Origin of the sequence: Micromonospora sp. C51 (assembly GCF_018070435.1) — a bacterium.
GTDB classification, from domain to species: Bacteria; Actinomycetota; Actinomycetes; order Mycobacteriales; family Micromonosporaceae; genus Micromonospora; species Micromonospora sediminimaris.
In genome coordinates this window covers 63290-85684 of the sequence record NZ_JAGPXQ010000021.1, presented here as the reverse complement: position 1 = coordinate 85684, position 22395 = coordinate 63290, and the positions used below count along the sequence as shown (strand labels likewise).

Here is a 22395-nt window from a genome sequence, read left to right as displayed (position 1 = left end):
CCGCACCACCAGCACCGATCCCGCCGCACCCCTGTGAGCCGCCCATGTATTCGGTGGGCCGGCCGCTTCCGCGTGCCCACAGCACGCCCCCGCCCAAAGGAGGAACCCGCCGATGACCGCACCCAACGGTGCCGCGACTCCCCTGAGCCGCTACGGCACCCGCGTCCCGACAGTGTCGCCCCGCAAGGGCCGCACGAGCGTTCCGACGCCCACCCCCACCGCCGGTACCCCGGCCGCCAGGCCGGTGGTCACGCCGACCGCGACGATCAGCACCATGATCGTCTGCCTGCCCGACGGTCTGCCGTCGCAGGCGCTCACCGCCACCCAGCTCGACCGGCACTTCGGTGTGTCCGGCACCCTGCAGCCGCGTTTCTGGGCCAGCCCCGCCATGTGGCTGTGGCAGCGCGGCCACCTGGTCGCGCCCCGCAAGGGACGCCCGGTGTACTGCGCCGGCGGACCGGCCAAGCTGCTCGACCTCGCCGCCATGCGTCACGCCGCCGGCGTCGGCGCGGGCATCCGCCACCAACTGTGGCAGCGGGTCGTGCACGGCACCCGCCCGGCCACCCCGTGGCCGACCCTGCTGGCCCGCCACCTGGCGGACCCCGCCCGGTACCCGCGTGAGCGGGCCGTGGCGGACTTCCACCACCAACCCCGCGTCAACGCGATGCGGATGCACAACGCGGCCAGCCACGGCAGCGGCTACCTCAGCGTGGGACAGCTGGAGATGTTCCAGGCAGGCCCGATGGCCTACCAGCACTACAGCGCCAGCACGGCAGTGTGCGGCGACGCCCTGCTCACCCCGGACGGGCACAAGCTGGCGCCAGCGAGCGACGCCCTCACCCACCGGGTGACCTACCTCGAGCAGGCCAACCGGTACCTCGACACCGTCGAGGCCCACCAGCGGCTCATCGCCGTCACCCTGTAGCACCACCAGGACCGGAGCCGGTCGGACACCGCCACCCATCCCCTCTTCCTGAGGAAATCGGACGGCGGACCCGACCGGCCCGACCACATCGCCCGCGCCGCCGCCGGGCGTCGCACCGACCCCGAGCAACGGACGCAGGCCCCGGCCCACGGTGCCGTGACGTACACCCTGCCCGGCTAGCCGTCCAGACCGCCACCGCAGGTAGCCGCCCTCGGCACGGCCCTCGTACCCAGCTCCGCAGAGCCCGTGCGCCAGGACTTGAGCGGCCGTGGTGGCCGCATGCCGCCTGTCGGCGCGGCCTGGTGCCCCTGGTTGGGCCGACGCACAAGCCCGGCCAGCACGACGGCCGACCTTTCCCTCTTCCCACCATCCAGCGGAGGTGTCCCGCCATGTCCCACCGACTGTGGTTCCGCATCGACGACGTCCTGCCCCTCGCCGAGCACGCCGCCGCCACCCGCGCGCACCGCCCGACCCGCCAGCAGTACCGGGCCGGCCTGCCGGAGCAGGCCGCACTCATCTGGTCCCACGACACCGACGGCGACTGGCTGTCCTCCAACGGTGTCCCCCACTGGTACGACGCCGACGGCGCCCACCACCGCGCCCACGCCGAGACCTGGACCCACACCGCCACCGGCGCCACCGGCAACCCGGTTCCCGCCGACGACGGCCACGGCTTCCTGCCCCTGCGCACCGGGCACCGCGACGGCCGCCGTGACCTGCTCGACCTGCTCCGCTACGCCCGCCAGCAGGAGCTGCCCTGGCTCGGACTGCACCCGGACCCGGCCCGCGACGACACCAACGACCGCTACCGCATCTCCCGCAGCCGCGGCGACATCACCCCGCCGCTGGCCACCTGGACCCCGGCGACGGTGACCTGCGACGTCGTCGGCGGCGGCACCTTCCGCGCCATGGTCGCCACCGGCTACACCACCCTGAGCCGCACCGGCGTGCTGTGCCGCTTCCCTCGGTACGCAGTGCGGCGCATGGCCGCCCACCTCGACGCCCTGCACCCCGGTGACATGCCTGGTGAGCATCCCCGCCTGCGGTTCGACGGCGACGAGGTCACCGTCGAGTGGGAACACGACCACGGCCTGGGCAGCCGCTGGATCGAGCACGACCGGGTCGCGCCGGACGCCAACGGCTGCTACGCCGTCGGCGCCTACCAGTGGCCATGGACCCTCACCACAGCGACCGCACCCGCCACCAGCCCGCGAGACCGGTGATCGTCGACGAGGTGCACCGCCAGGGCGGCCACGACAGCCACGAGCTGACCAGGAACCCCCTAGCGGCAAGTAGATCCTGCGGGTCCGGGTCACCGCCGACAGCCACGCCACCCGGACCACGGTGGTCGCCGCGGTCTCACCCGACTGCCCACCTGAACGGTCATCGCCGCCAACCGGCGTACGGCGGGCCACACCACGCCGACCTCACCGGACGCGACCGCCCCTGACCCCGGTCTCCACTGAGGCGCTGCGGCGTGCGCGGCGGCCCCTTCCCGTGCGGCCGCTGTCCACCACGCCTGGCCGTTAAACGACCGGATTGGCGGACTCCTGCGCCCGACCCGCTGCCCGCACGACGCCGTCGCGCTGCCGACGTCACCTGGCGGCCTCCATCGCACCGCCGCACCGTCTTCGCCGAACCGCAACCGGCGGCCCACCGCCGCTGACACGGTTCGTCACCGCACGACCCGGCCGATGCCCGGCCACCCGCGCACTCGCGCACACCCGGGCACGGCCGTGCCCGGGTTCCCGCCCGCCCTACCGAAGGGGAACCCCTCATGACACCACCTGTCAGGCCGGCCTCCGACCGGCAGCCCACCATCGCCGTCGTCGGCGGCAGCCTCACCGGCCCGATCACCGCGCTGCTGTTGCTTCAGGCCGGATTCGACGCCGTCACCGTCTTCGAGGCCGCGCCGGCGTCCGCGCCCCTGGGCGGCGGCCTCATCGGCCTGGAACGTCCCGCCCTCGACGTGCTCGACCGCCTCGGCATCGACCAGCGCGAGTTCGTCGCCCACGACTCCGAGGCCATCGTCGAGATGAGCATCCGTGACCGCCACCCGGCCGAGACCATCCGACGCACCTACCCGGGCCGCAACACCACCTGGACGCTGCTGCACCACGCGCTGACCCGCCGCCTACCCGCCGGCGTCCTGCACACCGGCATGAAGGTCACCGCCCTGACCGAGCGGGCCGGCCAGCCGGTGCTGCGGTTCCGCGACGGCCACACCGCAGCCGCCGACCTGGTCGTGTTCGCCGACGGCCGCTCCTCCACCGGACGCCGGCTACTGGATCCACACCGGAGACTGCGCTACGCCGGCTACGTCGCCCACCGCGGCCTCGCCGAGATCACCCCACCTGCCGGGCTGCGGGACTTCCTGCGGCTGCAGCCCTGCCCAGGCGTGCAGTTCAACCTCGCCCCGGTACCCGGCGGCTGCGACTGGACCTTCTACCTCGACTGCACCAGCGCCGAGTACGCGCGGCGGTCCGGCGCCGACCCCACCCGCCGGGTCTTCGCCCTGCCCCGGCACGTCAGCCCCGCCGCCCGCACCCACGTCGACACCCACGCGGAACTGCTCCTACCGGCCGAACACGCCGCGCTCGTGCGGGCCACCAGCACCCGGATGGCGGTACCGGTCCTCGACATCACCCCACCGGAGCGCATGGTGTGGCCGGTCGGCGCCGGGCATGCCGTCCTGCTCGGCGACGCCCTCGTCCCGGTCCGCCCGCACACCGCCCGAGGCGCCAACAACGGCATCGAACAGGCCGCCGGACTCGTCGCCGCCCTCACCCAGCACCGCAAGTACGCCGCCGACCTGCCCGCCGCCCTGCACGGGTGGCAACGCCGGCACCTGCCCGCCGCCGTCGCCGCCGTGCACCGCGGGGCGGTCATCGGTCACCGGCTCGGCCTCGGCACCCACCAACCCACCCCGTAAACCGCACCCCCTACAAGAGAGGAGGTGGCCTCGTGGCCACCAAGACCACCGCGATCCTCGTCGACGACCTCGACGGCTCCACCGACGACGTCGGCACCTACCAGTTCGCCTTCAACGGCGTCACCTACGAGATCGACCTGTCCGCCAGCAACTTCGACCGGATGGCCGCGGCATTCGGCCCGTTCATCACCGCCGGACGCCGCCTGCCCAAACAGCCCCGGCCACCACGGCGGCAGCACCGCACCGTGACCAGCCGCACCCAGAGCCAGGAGATCCGCACCTGGTGGTGGACCACCAACTGGCAGGAGCTGAATCTGCCCCGGCCACGAACCGGGGGCGTCATCCCCGCCTCGGTGCGCGACGCCTACCACGCCGCCCACTGACACCCCACCAACCGGCGCCGCCGGGCGAACCATCGCCCGGCGGCACACCCGTGCGCGTCGCCGCGATCCCGCACTCCGGGCAGACGACTTGATCAATGCCGGATTCGAAGCGTGCATCAGTGCACACGCCTCACTCGCCCACCCCTGCCGACGGCAGGAGAAAGGGGACCCAGCGCCCATGACCAGCACCCCCACCAACACGACCACCGATACGGCCGCACCAGCGCCACTGGCACCCAGCGTCGCGAAGGTCCTCGCCGCGCTGCACCGCCTCGGCGAGGCCACCGCCGCCGCCATCGCCACCGAAGCCGGCCTCGGCTACTCCACCACCACCCCGAAACTGCGCACCCTGGAAACCGCGGGACTGGCCGAGCCCACCCGAAACGACACCGGACCCAGCCTGTGGCGGCTGACCGACACCGGCCTCACGCAGACCGAACAGGGGCATCACGGCCAACCCGCACCGGAGCCCACCACTCGCGAAGCCGACACACCCGGAACCGCCGCGGAACACGGGCCGCGCGACGACACGCAGGAAACCGGAGATGCTGCCGGAAGCGACCACGACCAGCGGCCGGCCGCCGAGCCTCCCGCCGACGGGCAGCCGCAGGCCGCCCAGGAGTCGGCACCGCCCGCTCCTAAGTATCCCGAGCCGGCAGCCGACGAGGACGCTGAAGCCGAGGACACCGATCCCGACGATGGCGACGGCAGCGACCGCTCGACCGCCGAGCCCGAGGTGCCGGTAGCGACCGACGACGTCGACGCCGCCACCGCAACGCCGCCCGCCGCGTACGACGCGGACCCCGGACCAGCCACACCCGACGGTCCCCCTGCCGGCGCGACCACCGACAGCACCACGGGTGAACCCGCTGCGGAAGCACCCGCCGCACCGCCGGCCACGGAGGCGGCAGAGGGGCTGGCACGGGCCTCTGCCCGGCGGGCGTCCGGCACCCTGCGCGGCGCGATCCTCGACATCCTCGAGGCCAACCCTGGCCAGCAGTACAAGGTCAGCGAGCTGTGCAAGCTGATCGACCGGGCCAACGAGGGAACCGACGCGAGGAAAGCCAGCGCCGGCGCGGTCCACAACGCCGCCGTGAAGCTCGTCGCGACCGGCCGGGCGATCCTGGCCGCCGAAAAACCCGCCACGTTCGCCCTCGCCGACCGAGCCGCCTGAACGACCCCGCCCTGCCGGTAGCCCGGAGGCGGGCGTCGAACTTTCCCGGAACCACGCCCGCCCCCGGTGCTCCTTCACAGACAAGGAGCTACCCGAAGTGTCTCCCATCCTGACCTCGATCGTCACCGCCGTCGGCGGACTCCTCGCCGGTCTCGCCCTCGCCGGAGCCCTTCTGTGGCGCCAACAGCAGGCGCTGACCCGCGCCCGCCACGCCGCCGACCACGACGACACCACCGGCCTGCCCAACCGGCGTGCCCTGCTCGCCGCCCTCACCCGCGCCACACACGCCGATGCCCCGTTCGGGCTCGTCCTGCTCGACCTCGACGGCTTCAAAGCCGTCAACGACACCTTCGGCCACCAGGCCGGCAACGACGTGCTCACCGAGGTCGGCCGACGGCTGGCCGCCCTCGCGGGGCCGGTGCGGCTGGCCGCACGGCTGTCCGGCGACGAGTTCGCCCTGCTGGTCTCCGGTGGCCCCGACGACGTGGTCGCCGCCGCCCGCACCGCGTGGCGGGCGGTCGGACGCCACCCCGTCGACCTCGGCGAGCACACGGTGGCCGTGCGGGCCAGCGTCGGGTACACCACCGCCGCCCTCGGCGTCGGCCCGCGCACCCTGCTGCACCAGGCCGACGTGGCCATGTACCAGGCCAAACAGGCCGGGGCGGGTGTCTACGGAGCCACGGCCACCAGCGGCCACACCAGGCTGCCGCCGGGTACCCGCCTGCGGGACCTGCGCCACCACTGACCGCCCACGGGGCATAGCCGGAGGACCTCGCGCCCAGCGGGCCGCCGCGAGGTCCCCACCGCGCCCGGGATCCCTGCATGCCCGAGCCGTTGTCCACGTCCACGCGGGCGGTCCCCAGACCCCACCACCGTCGTGCTGGGCGGGCACGTCCTGCCCGCCCACCACGACTTGACCTTCATCAAGAGATGAGCGTCGATCACCGCTGGTCGTCGTCCGGTGCGCGGTCAGGACACCAGCATCCCCGGGGCCCGGGGCGCGAGTCGGACGGCGACCGCGCACGCCCGCGCACGCCGACCCGAAGGAGCCCGCCGCATGACAAGCCACCCACACTCCGACCGCACCGCACCGCCGGACGACGTCACCGACCGGCTCCTGTGGACCCTCGCGATCGACGTCGCCGCCGCCCACCGACCCGGACCCGACGGCACCTGCACCAACCTGCAATGCCGCGGCCAGCAGCCCGGACCCTGCTGGGCGCGGCGCACCGCACAGCGCGCCGAGCGCCACGCCCGCCGCTCCCGCCCGACCCTCGACACACCCCTGCCACACCTGGTCGGGGCCGCACGCGGGCGCGCCCGCGTGTCCTCACCGGCGCACCGCTTCACGGGCTGGTTCACCCCCACCCCGCCGCAGGCACCCCTGACGGGACCGGCGCCCACAGCGGACGCGCAGCGACCGGGCCCTCGGATCCACCGGCGTCCACCCGTGGCGGCTCTGGCCGCCTGAGCACGAACCCTGGAGGCAAATCAGTGAACTTCCTACCGAACGACACCCTCGCCGGTTACGCCCGCACCGCCGTCGACCTGCGCACCCGTATGGTCGACTACCACCGCGGCCCGCTCGCGACGCAGTACCTGGAGGAGTTTTTCGCCAGCCGGCTCACCAGCCCCGCCCCCGGCGCGGGCCCGGAGGGTATGGCGAAGGTTCTCGACGCGGCCCGCGCCATCACCGCCAATCCGTGGCGATTCGGCGAGCCGTACGTCATCGCTCCCGCGATGACCGCGATCATCGCCGCCGCGGCGGCGGCTCTCGACCTGACCGGCGAGGTGCTCCCGGCCGACGTCGCCCCCGACGACGGCGGGGTGCTGTTCCTGCCCGAACCGATCTACCACCGCGGCCACAACGGTGAGGTGTCCTCGATCGGCGCGATCACCTGGGCCCGCACCACCAACACCGGCAGCGGCCGCTCGTTCTGGGCCATCGTCGGCTGGGCCGACCGTCACGACCCGCACGACCCCTCCGCCGCCCGCCGCCGGGCGCACCTCACCGACCGACCTGACCTCGCCCGACAGTTCGGCCCCTACGTGCTGACCGAGTTCACCCAGATCCCGATCGGCCAACCCGTCGACCCCCGCCCCGACCTGCCGGTCCTCGACGGGGACGACCGCGACTGGGAACCGGCACCCGACGGCCGGTTCTGCATCGACGAGACCACCACCCCGATGCGCGCCTGCGCCGCCGTCGCCTACGCCTTCTGGCGCATCCAGGCCCAACCCCTCGCCACCGTCGCCGCCGCCCCGGTGGACCGCGCCGCGCGCCGCCGCGCCGTCCGCGCCGGCATCCGCCATGACACCCGCGTGGTCATGCTGCGACGCACCAGCCCTCTGGCCGAACCCGGTGTCGGAGAACCGAAGTGGCACTACCGGGTGCGGTTCGTCGTGCGTGGCCACTGGCGGCGGTTGATCGGCCGTGACGGCGACCCGTACCGCATCTGGATCAACGCCCACATCAAGGGCCCCAACGGGGCGCCCCTGCTGCACGGCGAGAAGGTGGCCGTCCTCGCCCGCCGAACGCCGCCCCTCGAAGGCCGCGGCGACACCTCCCCCGGCGCGGGCGCGCCTCTGGACCGGTAGTGCCGGTCGCGGATGCCGGCGGCTGCTCCGTGATCCACGCCAGCTCGGCGGTCGTCCCGGCCCGGGACGGCCGCCGCCGTCATCCCCATCCACACACCCCCTTTGAGGAGGGAAGGCACGTGAGCACACCCACGCTGATCGGTGTGGCCGCGTTTCGCGGCGGCTACACCGCCCGCTTGATCCAGTTCGGCGAGGATCCACAGGTTCTGGTGCCGCTGCTGCGCCGGATCTGGACCGACACGTTCGGCCGCGACACCGACGCCATGGCCGCCGCGCTGCTGGCCCGCGACTGGTGGTCCCTCGCCGTCAACCCCAAGCCCCGCCCGTGGGACCAGCAGCCGCCCGTACCGGGACTGGGCCACCCGACCACGGGCAACGGCCCGGTCCGGCAGGGCTCGCTGCGCGAGCCCGTGGACGGGTTTCTCGAGTGGCTGTACCTGCTGCACCTCGACCAGCGGCGGCTGGTGGTGTACGAGGCGACGGTCCACGGCCGCTGGCTGCGCCACAGCGCGCACCATCTCGACCCGGTCGAGGAGTTGTTCGTCACCGCACCTGCCCTCGACGAGGGCGGCCCGGAGATGACGGTGTGCACCGTCTGCGGCGCGGTCGACGAGATCGACCACGTCGAGGTGCCGTCCATGGCCGGCTACGGCTACGACACCGCCACCAGCTGCACCCGCTGCGGCTCCTGCGTCGTCTCCGACCCGATGTTCGGCGACCACCTCGTTCGCAAGCCCTGGCCCCCGCCCGCCCCCACGCCGGGCGACGCGACGGGCGAGGCCCGGTGAGCACACCCGCCCCGATGCCGTCCCCGCCCACTCGTCCACGACGGCCTTCTCACTGATCGGAGAACACCGTGATCTACCAACCCGGCCAGCGGGTCGCCCTGGTCCACACCAGCGACCCGCACACCCTGCTGCGGCCCGGCGACACCGGCACCGTCCAACGCCACGACCAGCGGCACCACATCGTCGATGTCCTCTGGGACAGCGGCTCGACGCTGTCGATGTGCCTCGACGACGGCGACCGCATCGCACCCGCCACCACCCCACCACCCGCAGCCGAACAGGTGGTGGGCGACGCCGAGGAATGGGCCACCGCGCTGCGGCGGATGCGCGCCGCCGGCACCACGGCCGGCCACAGCGCGGCCGAGTGGTGGGCCCAGGACACCATCGGCGCCCGCGCTACGGGCGACACGCGCCGGACCGCGCGCCGGATCCTGACCGGCATCACCGACGGCGATCCCGCCATCCTCGACGCCCTGCCCCACCTCACCACGGCCGAAGCCTCTGTCGACACCAGCGGCTGGGAGCTGTTCGCCGACGCCACCGGCGACGTCTCCGGCTGGTTCGGGCTGCGCATCCAGCGGCGCGACGAGGCGATGGCCGTCTACCGCGACGCCTTCGACACCGCCGCCGCCGACCGGATCGCCGACCTGTGCCGCCTCGCGGCCAGCCCCACCGGCCGCGACGTGTCCCACCTGCACCCCGACCGGATCCGCGTCGGCGACGTCGGCGTGTTCTCCGGCGAGTGGGCGCGCACCACCGGCCCCGACGGCGACGACCGCATCGCGGTCGGGTTCGTCGGCACCCTGGTCGACCACTGGAACGGGTGGGCGGTGTTTGCCTGCACCCGCGACGTGGCCGAGGCCATCGTCGCCGACCAGCAGCGCCACCGCGACCAGTACCGCCACCGCCTGCGTGAGCAGGGCGTGCCGGCCGACGACCTGGACCGGCAGGTCGACACGGCGCTGGCCGACCTGTCCTTCGACGGCGACGTCATCGTCGCCGACCAACGCGCCCTGTCCGACGACCCGCAGGCCATCAACCGCATCACCCCGAACGGCGACGGCCGGTACGTGGTGATGGGCCGCAGCTGGTGCTGGGAGGCCGTCGACCCGTACGCCTGCGACCGGATCGTCGGCGACCTACCCGACCCGACGTAGGGCCACCCGCGCGACACCGACGGGCAGGCACCAGCGGCGACCCGACCCGTCGCCGTACCCCTTCTCCGCACCACCGGGGTGTCGCCACCTGCCCGACCCGACGCGGGCCGGCAGGGGTTTGGCCCCACCCGTCTCCCGCTGTGCGGTACCCACCGCCCGCGCACCCGGAGACGGGTGCGCGGGCCCTACCCCGAATCGAGGCAACCCCATGACCACACCACACCCGCCGGTCCCCCCGGCCGCTTCACCGCGCACCGACCCGGACCCTGCCGGCACCCCACCCGCCTCCGGCCGGGCCGGCTACCTCTACCGCAAGGTCGCCCTGCACCTGGCCGACCACCCCGACCAGATTCTCAAGGTCGGCGAGATCACCCGGGCCATCGGCGCACCATCCTCCGGCGCGGTGTTCGAGGCGCTGAGGAAGATGGCCGCCGCCGGGCACGCCACCCACCACCGCGACCCGCACCACCGCTTCCAGATCACCCAGGCCGGCATCGCCGCCGCCGGCACCCTCCCACCCGCCGCACCCCGCACCCGCTCCAGCGGCGGTGCTGGTGGTGGCCGGCGGTCGTCCCGGCCCGTCCCGGTACGGCGACCGAACGGGACGCTGTACCACCCGCGGCGGCTCGGCAAGGGCTGGGACGTCGAGGAACTGCGACGGCTCCGCACCCAGCAGGTACCCGTGCTGCTGTACGGGCCGCCCGGCACCGGCAAGACCGCCATGGTCGAGGCCGCGTTCCCCGACCTGCTCACCGTCGCCGGCACCGGCGACACCGTCGTCGACGACTTCCTCGGCTCCTACACCCCGATCCCCGGCGGCGGCTACGAGTTCGTCCACGGACCCCTAGTCACCGCGATGCGCGACGGGCGGGTGCTGCTGGTCGACGACGCCACCCTCGTCCCGCCCCGCGTCCTGGCCGTGCTGTACCCGGCCATGGACGGACGCGGTGTCATCACCATCCCCGCCCACGGCAACGAGACCGTGCAGGCCGCCGACGGGTTCTACATCGTCGCCGGCCACAACCCGGGCGTACACGGCGCGGTGCTCACCGAGGCCCTGGCCTCCCGGTTCACCGTCCACCTGCACGTCACCACCGACTGGGACCTCGCCCGCCACCTCGGCGTCCCCAAACCCGTCGTGGCCGCCGCGATCGACCTCAACGCCGACCTGACCGCCGGCAAGACGGTGTGGGCGCCGCAGCTGCGCGAACTGCTCGGCTTCGTCACCGTCCGCGACCAGCTGGGTATGGCCGCCGCCCTGGCCAACCTGGCCGGCATCGCCCCCGAGGACGCCCGCGACGACGTCACCGTCGCCCTGTCCCGGCACACCGGCACGCCCGTCACCGCGCTCGCCCTCGGCAAGCGCTAACCGCCGCCCACCCCAGATTCCTGGAAGGAGCCAAATCTGTGTCACACCCCCACACCCACCTCCAACACGGCACACCGCCTACACCGGCCGGCGCCGACGACTGGCATGACTGGTCGCAGGCGTGGACCCGGCACGTTCCGCTGCTGACCGGCCGTACCGACCTCACCGTCCTCGTCGCCCCCGGCGCCGCCGGGGACGCACCCGAGTGCTTCTACCCCGACCTGCGCCGCATCGAGGTCGACGCCACCTACATCGCCGACCGGCCCGACGTCACCGACCCGACCAAGGCCCGGCACAAGCGGCTCGTGCCCACCGGCTACGGGCTGCTCGTGCACGGCGCCGCGCACGCCGCGCACAGCCGCTGGACCACCCCGCCCGGCAACCCGCCGATCCTCGCCACCGTCGCCGACCTGCTGGAGGAATCCCGCGCCGAAGGCCGCCAACGCGCCCGCCGCCGAGGCGACCGCCGCTGGCTGCGCCACGTCGTGAAGACCCTCCTCGACCCCGACGCGGCGGCCGTCGACGACCCGTGGCACGCCGGACAGCTCGCCGCCCTGCTCCTGGCCCGCGTCGACGCCCGCATCGTCACCAGCAAGGACGTCCGCCCCGTCCGCGCCGCCGTCACCGCCGTCCTCGGCCGCACACGCCTGCGGCACCTGCGCGACATCTGGCGGCAAGCCCACACCTGCGACGACACCGACGCCGACACCATGATCTGCCTGGCCCGGCGGTGGTGCCAGATTCTCGGCGTCGACCCCGACCAGCAGTACCACACGCCCGTACCGGACGCCGGCCTGTTCCCCGGCCGCCTCGCCGCGGCCCTCGTCGACTACCTCGCCGCCGCCACCGGTGTCACCCCGACCGAGTACGCCGCGGCGGTGCTAGCACGCCGGCACAGCCCACCATCGGAATGGGACCGCCGGGACCCGACCGAGCAGGAACACCGCGCCGCCCGCGACCTCGCCAACCGGCTACGGCAGGCCCGCACCCACCACCCCGAACCCGGCCGGCGCCCCTCGGCGATCCCACCCGGGCGGCTGCGCACCCGCCACGCCATCACCGCCGACGCGCAAACCGCCGCCGGGCAACTCCCCACCGCCGCCCCCTGGCAGCAACGCACGCAACTGCCACCCGAGAAACCCCGCCTGCACCTGGCCGTCCTGGTCGACCTGTCCGGGTCGATGGACCGCTACACGCAGCCGATGTCCTCCGCCGCGTGGATCTTCGCCCACGCCGCCCGCCGCGCCCACGCGACGACGGCCACCATCGGCTTCGGTGACCGCACCACCGTCCTGGTACCCCCACGCACCGCCCCGACGCAGGTACTGGTGATGCGCACCGGCCTCGCCACCGCCACCTTCCCGGAAGCGGTCAAGGTCGCCGACCAACTCCTCGACCTGCGCCACGGCCGCACCCTGCGGATGCTCGCCGTCGTCTCCGACGGCTACCTCGACGACATCCCCGCCGGCCAACAACTCGTCACCACCCTGCACCGCGCCGGCTGCGCCGTGCTGTGGCTACACCCCGCCGACCCACCCACCCCCGGCGAACCGACCAACCCCGACCAGGTCTGGGGGCACACCTTCACCCACGCCACCACCCTGACCGTCACCAACCCTGTCGAGGCCATCACCGTGATCGCCGACGCCGCCGTCACCGCCCTCGCCCAGGCCTAGACCCCGCCCGAGCCATGCCCGCCGGCCCACCGGTCCCCGCGCCGCGCCGACATCGACGCGGCGCTGGCCCGGCGCGGCCAGCACCGTGCCACGCCGCAGCGGCGCCCAACGCCCGTCCACTCACGCCATGCGGGCCGCGTCCACGGGCGCCGGCCCCACGCCGTATCGGACCAGGAGTTGACGATGGACAGCACCTCCCACCCCGCGGACGAACCCGACGCCGACCGGCCAGCCCGGCTCAGCGTCGGCGACCCGCACCTGCGCAAGACCCGACTGCTCGCCCGCGAGTGCGCCACCTGCATCTTCAGACCCGGCAACCCGATGCACCTCGAGCCCGGCCGGCTACGACAGATGGTGACCGCGGCGCGCGGCGACGCGGGCTACATCATCTGCCACTCGACCCTGCCGTACGCCGGCAGCCCGGTCCCGCCCGCGATCTGCCGCGGCTTCGCCGACCGCTACCGCACCTGGCAACTCCAGCTCATGGAACACCTCTGGGGCTTCGTCGACGTCGAGCCACCCGACCCGGACCCCATCCCTGAATGACCAGGAGACACCACCGTGACTGACTTCGACGACGTCCTGCGACGCCAGGACCACATCATCGACCGCGTCGGCTGGGCCGTCACGCACGTCCTGCCCACCGACGACGACCCCGACACCACCGCCCCGTTCGCCTACACCGTCGGGCTCACCGCCCACGACCACCCGGAGCTGATCGTCGCCGGGCTGCCGCCCGAGGTCGCCCACATCCTGCTCAACGACCTGGCCCGCCGGGTCTACGACACGGCCGAACGGTTCACCCACGGCCAGCGCCTCGGCGACCTCCTCGTCGGCTACGACGCGGTCATCATCGACGGGGCACCCACCGACGACCTGCATCCCGGGCTGGCGATCGCCCGCTACGGCCGCGACCGGATCCGCCTGCGGCAGCTGGTGTGGCCCGACCAACGGAGCCGGTTCCCCTGGGACAGCGGGTACGCCTACCCGTCACACGTCCAACCCCTGCTCGCCCACCTGTAACCGTTGCCCGGTACCGGTCACCGTCCACGCGCGCCTGTCCCGGCCGGCAACCCCGTGCTGCGAGCCCGCCGTCGCCATGGCGCACCATACGCTCTCTCCGGACAGGGTTGACTGAGGAACAAGGACCCTGCGGTTGCCGGCCGGCGTTCTCGCCCACGTCGGCCGGTGTCGTCACTCGCTCTGGCCCGCGTGGTGTCCGGCCGCCGGCTGCCGTCGCGTCCGTTGCCGCGCGATTCCCGGCCGGCGGGGGTAGTCCGGCGGCAGGTAGCGGTAGACCGAACGCAGCGACCTGCCGATTCTCTCCGCCAGCAGTTCAGGGTCGAGGTTCGGTTCCCGGCGCAGCCAGTAGGCCACCGCCTCCGCCGTCGTCCTGGGCGCCTCCACACACCCGCCGTCCCCATCGTCACCGGCAGCGCCCTGTCCGCCGTCGGCCTCCTCCACGTCGGTGATGTCACCGGTCCTGCCCGCCAGGCGCGGTGTGGCCGAGGACGATCCGGCGCGTACCGGAACCGCGGCGTGGCTGCCGCCGGGCCGCTGCCGGTTGTCCCCGCGCCGAGCGGCCTCGGGATCGTGAGTCGGCTCCTGCCGGCCAACGTCAGGCGCGGCCGGCGCATGCGGACAGGCCGGCGGCGGGCTGGGTTCAGGCGTCCGCGGCACCTCGACGGAACGGGGGCGCCTGAACCAGCGACGGCGGCGGCCAGCCCCGGACGCCACGACGCGTTCCGGGGCGAGGTCCGCGGCGAGCAGGGTGGTCAGCCCGTGGTAGTCGGCGGACGCGGCGAGGCGGGCGGCGATCTCGTCGAGGTCGTACACCCGCACGGCGATGTCAGCGGTGGACGGGTCCACGGCGGCGCGGATCTTGCGGTGCAGCACCTTCCCGATCGCGGTGTCGCGGCGGTGGCGGGCGGTCACCGCGCGGGCCGCTTTCAGGGATTCGTACAGGTCCAGGCCGTCGGCCTTGGCGATCGCCCGCGCCCGGCCGGTGATGACGGGGTGGCGGATCCAGTGGGCGAACACCTCGTACGCGGGCGGGGTGGGTGGCAGGTCCCCGGTGGCGCGGAGCCGGTCGCGGCGCTGGTTGCCGGCGTGCATCAGCCACACCAGGTAGCCGAGGGCGGACATGCCGGCGTAGAAGCCGCCCACGAGATGGTCGTGGTGGGCGACCCAGTTGAAGGTCACGGCCCCGGCGGCGATGGCGGCGGACAGCAGGCGGGAGGCGACGGCCCGCTCGCCAAGGCGGCGTCGCACGTCGGCGTTGGCCATCACCACCACCCCGCCGAGTTCCAGCGCCGCGACAGCCGGGACCACGACGAGCACCGGCACGTCGAGGGCCTGGACGGCGCCGGTGACCTGCCCGGCGAGGGCGACCAGCAACACCAGCAGGTAGAAGGCCTGCCGCATGCGCGCGGTGTGTCGCACGGCCCTGGCCAGGTCGGCGTCAAGGGCGTCCCGGCTCAACAGACCACCATCGTCACCCGCCGGCACCGCGCGGCGGCCGGTCCCCGGCCCGGTACGGCTGCCGCCCGGGCGTGCCGTCATCGGCCGCGCGCCGCTCCGGCCGTCGCTCGCCCTGCGCTCGGCGGCGTTGCTGGTAGGCGCGGTCCGGTCGGACGGCCCGCCGTGGGTGACGACCGCTGTCGGCGGGGTGGGCGGGGTCATCGGAGCCCTCCCCGGTGGTCGGGTCGCGCAGGGAGGGGGCGTCGTGGGTTGGCGGTGAGCCGGTCGGCGAGGTCGATCGTGTCCCCGCTCGGCTTGGCGTCGATCTCGGCCAACTGTCGGGTGAGGGCCTGGCGCAGGGCGTGGACCTGGTCGTGGTGTCCCAGTGCGGCGTGGGCGCGCATGGCCCGCTGGTATGCGGGCTCGGCGTAGGGGTCGTGGCGGATCGCGGCGTCGCAGACCGCCACGACCTCTGCCGGATCGGGGGTCGCGTCGGCGAGAGCGAGGTGGGCGTCAAGGGCCTGACGGCGAATGCCCTCCCGGTGGGCCTCGATCCACTCGTAGTCGAAACCGTCGGCGAGAGCGCCGTCGTAGGCGGCGACCGCGGCGCGGAGCGCGACCAGGCGGGTCGTGGCGTCGGTGGCCCGGTCGGCGTCGCGGAGCGCGTCGCGCATCCGCCACAGGTCGACATCGAGCGCCTCCCGGTTCAGGGCGTAGCGGCGGCCGGGATGGGTGAGATAGCTGCCCGGTTCGCCGGTGCGGGCGAGGGTCTTCCGCAGCGCGGACACGTAGGTGTGCAGGCGGTGCGGTGCCTTCGACCGTGGGGCGTCGGGAAGCAGGTCGTCGAGGATCGCGTCCAAGGTGGCGTCGCCGTCGTGGACCACGAGGTAGACGAGCAGTTCGAGGGACTTCGCGCGCAGCGGCACCGTGGTGTCCATGTCCACGATGCGCGCGCCGCCGAGCACCCGCACCGCGACGCCGCTCTGCGGCGGCGACGGGTCGCCGTCCGGTCCGTCCGGAGGGCGGCGAGGCGTGACCAGCGGGAGGGTGACGGGGGCGAGGTCCGGGACATCTCCTGGAGTCGGCGGCCGTTCTTCGCCTGTGGACGTCGGGTCGTCCGAGTCGGCACCCGCGGCCAGCGTGGTGGCTGCGGCGGGGCTCTTTGTCGCGTCTGGCCGCGGATCATTGGTGGCCGGCGGTGTGCGGAAGCGTTCTGGGGTCGGCGAGGGCTGGTCGCTGGTGTGGGCCTCGGCGAGTGTGGCGACCAAGTCGATCGTCTCAGCCGCGCTGAGCACGGCCAGGCGACCCATGTCGGCGGGATGGGTGCCGTGGCGGGTCTCCCCGTCCGGCCGGCTGGTGGTCCCGTCGGTGTCGACGACGACGGTGCCGCCGTCGGGCCAGGAGCCGAGCAGGATGCCGTGGATGTCGAGACGGTGTCCCTGAGCCAGGACGGCGGCGACCCTGGCGCGTTCGTGGCGGGCGCCCGCGTGGGCGATGAGCAGGATGGGTGGCTGCGGCTCCTCCTGCGGGGCGACGCCGCGCAGGTCGGCGAGAGTGTCGACCTCGTACTGGTACACCAGCCGACTACGGCGCAGAGTCCCCTGCTCAAGGAGATCCAGGGCCTCGTCCAGATTGCCGGTGACGGTGAGGCGAGGAGTCTCGGGCAGCCTGACGCCCGCGCCCAGCAGGGTGGCCACGGTCCCGGCGGGGATGATCACCCGGCCGCTGGCGTGGGCGTTATTTCCGCTACCGGCTGCCAGGGCGGCGGTCAGGAATCCGCGCCCGGCCGCGTCCGCGCCTGGCCCGGTCAGCCCGAGGCCGGCGGGAGGCCACACCTCAGCCAGCAGCCGGTGCTGCCCCGGCAACACCGGAACCAGCGGCCCGGCATCGTGCGCCGGCTCGGAACTTTCGAGAAGCGCTTCTGCGATCAGGCTCTCGTTGATGGTGGGCCGCTCGCCGTCCGGATCAGCCTCATCCACGAGGTCCGCGTCGAAGATGTCGCTGTTGTCGGCCGTTGACCGGCGCAGGGCCCGCCGCACGCGGGTGACAACCGCGGGCATCGGCTGAAGGTCAGGGTCATCGGACCGGCTGTGCGGGCCGGGTGGGCGCGGCTGGTAGCGCCGCCGACGCCGGGCCCAGAGCAGACTGACGGCGGCCACGATCGCGGCGGCGAGACCGACATCCAGCCAACTCCCCGTCCCCCACGTGATCCCCCCGGGACGGCCTGACTCAGCCGACGGGCTTCCGCTCGGCGGTGACGCGTCGGTGGCCTGACCGCTCGGCGTGCCGCCTGCGGCGGACGGCGCGGACGTCACCACCCCGGCCGGGTCGCTGCTCGGGCTCGGCGGCGTGTCGCTGCCCTCGCCGGTCACCGGCACGCCGGGCGACTCGGCCGGCACGGGCGGTTCCGGCGTGCGTGGTGTGTCGGGCTCAGACGGAACCCTGGGAGCCGGGTCGGCCGCGCGGGGTGGGACCGCGTCCGCTGGCAGGTCCAGAACCCACCCGGGGTAGATCAGGTCCGGGTCGGTGAACCTGCCCCCCACCGCGTCGAAGCGCGTGCCGCGGTTGAGCGCCCAGATCTCAGGCCACCGGTTCGGGTCACCCAGCCACTTCTCGGCGATCGCCGACAGGGTGTCCCCGTCACGCACCACGCAGGTATGAATCAGTTTGCCCGGCGCCCTGTCCGTCGACCGCGCCACCGACGGCAGTCCGTCGCTCGCGCGCGAGAGGCTGGTAGAGGCAACCGTGCCGTGGCGAGCAGGGCCCGGGCCGCCGCTGTCACCGGACGCATGGCCGTTCGGCGCTGATGCCCCATCCGCGCCGACGCGGTCCGACGCAGGCAGGTCAACAGCCGGCCCCTGCGCGCCGGTGTCCTCCCGCAGTGCGAGGTCGGATGAGGTATCGGTCGTGGACGTGGCATGCGCGGCGGCGGGCAGCGCGGCGGAGGTGACGGCAGTGGCGCCGAGCAACGCCGCCGCCAAGCCCCGCACCGGCCCCGGCATCCGCAACGCGATGCGCCACCGCACCCGCGCCACCCAAAACCGGTACACGCGGTAAGCGACGGCGCTGGCGAACACAGCCCACAACCCCCACGCGCAGGCCTGCAACAACGCGGTCAAGAACCCGGTGGTCAGAGGCTGTTGCAGCCACGCGCGCAGCTGAGCCTCGGACGGCACCGTCAGCACCGGCCAGCTCGCCAGGTACAGCAGCACGAACGGCACCGCCGCGAGCATGACCACGGCGACACCCGCCGTCCAGACCGGTGACCTCACACTGCCCTCCTCGCATCACCCCATTCGAAGCGACCGACGTGGTCGCGACACAGAACGTAGGAGGAAGACGGACACTTGACGCCGGTTCGGGTGCTAACAGCACCTCACACCACCTCACACGACCTCACAATCGCAGGTCAGACCGGGTGTCCCGTCTCGGTCTTCGCTTCGCCTGCTTTCCCCATGTCCGCCATCGGGAGCCCGTACGAGGACCGGTCAGGTACGCCAGGGCGAACTGAGGTCGGTGCAATCGATCTTGACTCGCCAGAAATCTCCGTCACCGAGGAGCGCTAACGAACTGTGACGCCCGCACACCGCTGTGTAACCACGTAGACGAGCGGCCACCCACACGAGTCCAGATTCCTGTATTGCTTCATTCAGGCAGAAGAGACGCTACAATCCCGCCGTGCCCGACAAGCTAACGCCAGAAGAGCAGAACGAACTGAAAGAGCTGCTCATCAGATGGAATAAGCGATGCCGACGAGCCCTGATCGCATACAACCGAGCAACCGAGCAGGCGGTTGCGCTTGAGAAGTGGATTGGCGTTCCGGCGGTGCTTCTCGCCACAATTGTCGCAACCAGCGTGTTCGCAACTCTTTCACAGAATCCCAGTGCCGGCTGGCGCATCACGACCGGACTGCTATCTGTAGCGTCGGCGGTGCTCGCCGGCCTGCAGACATTCCTCAAACTGGGCGAGCGAGCCGAGCTTTACCAAAACGCGGCAAGGCGGTACGGAGAGCAACGACGGCATATCGAGCTGGCGCTGATTTCACTTCCAGAAGATCGGGATCAAGCAATGCAAATAGTGACACAACTGAGGGACTCTTTGTCTGAGGTGGCCAAGGGCAACCCAAACGCGCCCCGCAGAATTTGGCGGCAGGCGGATCGTCAAGTCTCGGCTGAAACAATCCACAGCAAGGTCGACGGGTCTGGAGTTACTTCGCTTCACCCCTCCAGCCCGCGATCCGATGCCGTTGAGATGTAGCGAAATTCGGTTGGTACGTGATCACTTCGACCCTTCCACACAAACTGGATAACTTGCCCGCATCCGCATCGCATACATTGTAATGCCCTGAACTGACGAAGAGAACGTCCGGCCTCACCTCATTTATCAACCACCATCGCGAATGTGAACTTAATTTTAGGAAGATCGCATCTGCGTGGCGCACATGGGAGAGCATTTCGACGCGCTCCGACTCGTCTAAGATCGGTCGCCCCTGGCCTTTGCGAGTTGCCACCTTCTCGTTGGAGTCAACGCCAATTAACAGAATATCGACGGCCGCAGATGCGACTTCAAGGAATCTCATATGACCCACGTGGAGTAAGTCGAATACGCCAGACGCCAGGCCAATCGTCATGCCCTCCGCGCGCCATCTGGCCAACTGCCGTCTGAGGTCCGCTGCGGATCCAAGCACGAGAGCGCGAGACATGGGGTTAATAGTAGCAATCCACTCGAACTGGTCGCCTGCGTTAGGCATCTTCAGGCGCGTAAGTCGATGAGCCCCACCCGCCGCTACCCAATACAAGAAGGCATGTCACGCATGCTCTCTTCAGCTAGTTCGGGGAATGTCGAGCGGCACGTCACTGCACGGCCATCTCATGCAACGTCATCAATCGGGGCACGGAAAGCCAATTTCGGGCGAAGTATCGAGCTGGCGCCGCGCCGATGCACAGATTCGGTACGCCGGTAGTGGACCTGGCGGTCAGGCGTGGCCACTCATGTGCGTGTTCTCGTGGGTGAGGCCTGCGGTGGCGAGGCGCCGTGTGTACCGGTCGGTCAGGCTGGTGGCGGCGGTGTGTTCGCCGATGTCGTTAAGTATGCGAGCGGCGCGTTGGTGCAAGTCGGCGTTGTACGGATCGATCCGGATGCCACCCTGTAGGTAGGCCAATGCCTGCTTGGAGTCAGGTTCGGTGGCGGCGAGGGCGGCGTAGGCGTCGAGCACATGCCGGCGTGCGGTCTCGCGGTGTGGAATGAGCCACGGCCAGAGGTACCCGGCGGCGAGGTCGCCGGTGTAGGTGTCGATGACGGTGTGCCAGGCGGTGGTGGGGTCGGTGAGGGCGGAGGCAGCGTGGTCGACGGCGGCGTGCAGGTGCCACAGGTCGACATCGACGTGGTCGGGGTGGAGGCGGTAGCGGTCGCTGGTGCGGTCGATCATGCTGATGCCGGTAGTGTCGCGTACGGCGGTGCGCAGCTCGCTGAGGGTGGTGTAGAGGCGTCCGGTGAGCCGGTGTCCGGGTAGTCCGGGCCAGAGGGCTTCGGCCATGAGATGGCTGTCGACCCCGTCGGGGTGCACGGCGAGGAAGACCAGAGCCTGCTGGGCCGCGGTGCGCCGCACCGCCATGGCTGTGCCGTCAATAAGCAGCGTCGGTTCACCCAGGACCCGCACCAGCAACCGCTTGCCGGGGCGGATGGTGTCGTGCTGTGGGGCTGTCTGGCGCGGTGCCTGGGCCCGCGGCCGTGGGTGTGTGGGTGTGGCGGGTGCCGGCGGGTGGAGGTGGCCGGTGACCGTGAGCAGGTCCGCGGTGGCGACGGGGTCGAGCACACATACCCGTAGCCCGGTGTTCTCCTTGGACGCGTGGGTGTGGCCGTCAGCCTCGACATGCCACGTCGTCCCGTGCGGCCAGGCGCCCAGCACCGTCACGGTCATCACGCCGATCGTGAGGATGTTCGCGAGGCTACCCGGGGGCGGCTCGTCGAGAATCAGCACCGGCGGCCGGCCGTCACCGGCCGGACCTGACAGGACTGACGCCGTGCCAGGTGCGGCCAGTAGAGCTGCGGCGTGCGCAAGATTGTCAGCGACCCGCAACCCCGTCCCGGGTCGCAGGCGCAGGGCCGCTGGCCCGAGCAGCATGTCCACCGCGCGGCGGGTGATCACCAGTTCCACCGTGGTCTGTCGCGCCGTGGCGAGGAGTGCGGTGATCAGCAGTCCGCGTGCGGCGTTCAGCGCTCCCGGCCCGACCAGCCCGACCCCGGTGGGTGGGAATCCGAATAGTGGTAGCGCGGCCGCCGTCGGGACGGGTGACGGTGGTGAGGGGCGGCTGACGGTAGCGCTCTGGACAGCCGCAACGGTTGCCGGGAGCGCCGCTAGGTCGTCCGCGTTCTCGGCGTAGCGGCGTGGGCGGGTGGGGCGGTAGGCGCGGCGGCGGCGTAGCCATATCAGGCCCGCTGCGGCGGTCACCTGGTCGGCGATGTCGTGGGGCAGCCACCCGCCGCGCACGGTGATCCCATCGGCGGTGTCGGCCTGTTTAGCGTTGTCGTGCTCGGTGTTGGTGGTGGTGCTGGTCGTCGCCCCCTGGTCGTCCACGGGTGTGGTGGGGGCGGCGATGGTCAGGGCGGCGGCGCCGGCGATGCCGGTGGCGGTGGCTTGCCAGGGGGTGGGCAGCGGTAGGTGGCGCAGCCATCGCACGCCGGCCCACAGGCGGGTCGCGGTGGTGGCGGTGACGAGGTAGGCGATGAATGCCCACAGCAGCCAGGCCGCCACGACCAGCATCAGGGTCAGGTTCTGTTCGGTCAGTGGGTCGTGGACCCACTGCCACAGCGCCACCCGTGGTGGGTCGGTCGTCGGCCAGCCCACCAGTCGCACGAGCAGGATCGGCGGGCCGGCCAGCAGGACGGTGGTCAGCAGCAGTGCCGCGATCCGCTGCGGCCACCGCATTACCC

At 72.4% G+C, this 22395-nt stretch carries 19 protein-coding genes; 15 read left to right on the top strand and 4 right to left on the bottom strand.

Translation table 11 applies throughout. From position 1 onward, the window contains the following. The first annotated feature begins 112 nt into the window (after window positions 1-112). The 14 genes from KBX50_RS20465 to KBX50_RS20400 all read left to right on the top strand — a co-directional run bounded on the left by KBX50_RS20465 (window position 113) and on the right by KBX50_RS20400 (window position 14025). Complete coding sequence (locus KBX50_RS20465) at window positions 113-925, top strand: hypothetical protein (RefSeq protein WP_210938904.1); 813 nt, start codon at window positions 113-115, stop codon at window positions 923-925. 389 nt (window positions 926-1314) lie between these two features. Next, window positions 1315-2148: a hypothetical protein gene (locus KBX50_RS20460; protein ID WP_210938903.1), complete on the top strand. Its 834-nt coding sequence runs from the start codon at window positions 1315-1317 to the stop codon at window positions 2146-2148. Window positions 2149-2702: 554 nt separating this feature from the next. Further along, window positions 2703-3857: an FAD-dependent monooxygenase gene (locus KBX50_RS20455; protein WP_210938902.1), complete on the top strand. Its 1155-nt coding sequence runs from the start codon at window positions 2703-2705 to the stop codon at window positions 3855-3857. A 32-nt stretch (window positions 3858-3889) separates the two neighbouring features. Further along, a complete protein-coding gene (locus tag KBX50_RS20450; protein ID WP_210938900.1) occupies window positions 3890-4240 on the top strand; it encodes an Lsr2 family protein in 351 nt (116 codons plus the stop codon). A 178-nt stretch (window positions 4241-4418) separates the two neighbouring features. Beyond that, on the top strand, window positions 4419-5414 hold the full coding sequence (locus KBX50_RS20445; protein WP_210938899.1) for a MarR family transcriptional regulator: 996 nt from the start codon (window positions 4419-4421) through the stop codon (window positions 5412-5414). A gap of 97 nt (window positions 5415-5511) precedes the next feature. After that, complete coding sequence (locus KBX50_RS20440) at window positions 5512-6159, top strand: GGDEF domain-containing protein (protein ID WP_210938898.1); 648 nt, start codon at window positions 5512-5514, stop codon at window positions 6157-6159. A gap of 312 nt (window positions 6160-6471) precedes the next feature. Then, window positions 6472-6885: a hypothetical protein gene (locus KBX50_RS33855; RefSeq protein WP_210938897.1), complete on the top strand. Its 414-nt coding sequence runs from the start codon at window positions 6472-6474 to the stop codon at window positions 6883-6885. A 23-nt stretch (window positions 6886-6908) separates the two neighbouring features. Further along, window positions 6909-8012, top strand: a complete 1104-nt coding sequence (locus KBX50_RS20430; protein WP_307871023.1) for a hypothetical protein — start codon at window positions 6909-6911, stop codon at window positions 8010-8012. Window positions 8013-8131: 119 nt separating this feature from the next. Then, complete coding sequence (locus KBX50_RS20425; protein ID WP_210938896.1) at window positions 8132-8800, top strand: hypothetical protein; 669 nt, start codon at window positions 8132-8134, stop codon at window positions 8798-8800. 68 nt (window positions 8801-8868) lie between these two features. Beyond that, the gene (locus tag KBX50_RS20420) at window positions 8869-9957 is read left to right on the top strand and encodes a DUF4314 domain-containing protein (protein ID WP_210938895.1); all 1089 of its coding nucleotides are present in this window, start codon (window positions 8869-8871) and stop codon (window positions 9955-9957) included. Window positions 9958-10165: 208 nt separating this feature from the next. Further along, the gene (locus tag KBX50_RS20415) at window positions 10166-11326 is read left to right on the top strand and encodes an AAA family ATPase (RefSeq protein ID WP_210938893.1); all 1161 of its coding nucleotides are present in this window, start codon (window positions 10166-10168) and stop codon (window positions 11324-11326) included. Between the two features lie 38 nt (window positions 11327-11364). Next, window positions 11365-13002, top strand: a complete 1638-nt coding sequence (locus KBX50_RS20410; RefSeq protein WP_210938891.1) for a VWA domain-containing protein — start codon at window positions 11365-11367, stop codon at window positions 13000-13002. A gap of 183 nt (window positions 13003-13185) precedes the next feature. Next, a complete protein-coding gene (locus KBX50_RS20405) occupies window positions 13186-13548 on the top strand; it encodes a hypothetical protein (protein WP_210938889.1) in 363 nt (120 codons plus the stop codon). Between the two features lie 15 nt (window positions 13549-13563). Then, on the top strand, window positions 13564-14025 hold the full coding sequence (locus tag KBX50_RS20400) for a DUF4262 domain-containing protein (protein ID WP_210938888.1): 462 nt from the start codon (window positions 13564-13566) through the stop codon (window positions 14023-14025). A 171-nt stretch (window positions 14026-14196) separates the two neighbouring features. On the opposite strand, the gene KBX50_RS20395 is transcribed toward KBX50_RS20400, so the two are convergent. Together KBX50_RS20395 and KBX50_RS20390 are read right to left on the bottom strand one after the other, a co-directional pair. After that, window positions 14197-15684 carry a hypothetical protein gene (locus KBX50_RS20395; protein ID WP_210938887.1) on the bottom strand — a complete coding sequence of 496 codons (1488 nt, stop codon included), beginning with the start codon at window positions 15682-15684 and terminating at the stop codon, window positions 14197-14199. After that, window positions 15681-18734 (bottom strand): BTAD domain-containing putative transcriptional regulator, encoded by a 3054-nt coding sequence (locus KBX50_RS20390; protein WP_307871022.1) that lies wholly within the window; start codon window positions 18732-18734, stop codon window positions 15681-15683. The genes KBX50_RS20395 and KBX50_RS20390 overlap by 4 nt, the downstream gene beginning before the upstream one ends. Window positions 18735-19140: 406 nt before the next feature. Here KBX50_RS20390 and KBX50_RS20385 point away from each other — a divergent pair, with 406 nt between their 5' ends. Next, the gene (locus tag KBX50_RS20385) at window positions 19141-19719 is read left to right on the top strand and encodes an SLATT domain-containing protein (protein WP_210938886.1); all 579 of its coding nucleotides are present in this window, start codon (window positions 19141-19143) and stop codon (window positions 19717-19719) included. On the opposite strand, the gene KBX50_RS33850 is transcribed toward KBX50_RS20385, so the two are convergent. Continuing rightward, window positions 19670-20092, bottom strand: a complete 423-nt coding sequence (locus tag KBX50_RS33850; protein ID WP_210938885.1) for an adenylyltransferase/cytidyltransferase family protein — start codon at window positions 20090-20092, stop codon at window positions 19670-19672. The genes KBX50_RS20385 and KBX50_RS33850 overlap by 50 nt on opposite strands. Window positions 20093-20437: 345 nt before the next feature. Next, window positions 20438-22390 (bottom strand): hypothetical protein, encoded by a 1953-nt coding sequence (locus tag KBX50_RS20375; protein WP_210938884.1) that lies wholly within the window; start codon window positions 22388-22390, stop codon window positions 20438-20440. Between the last annotated feature and the right edge of the window lie 5 nt (window positions 22391-22395).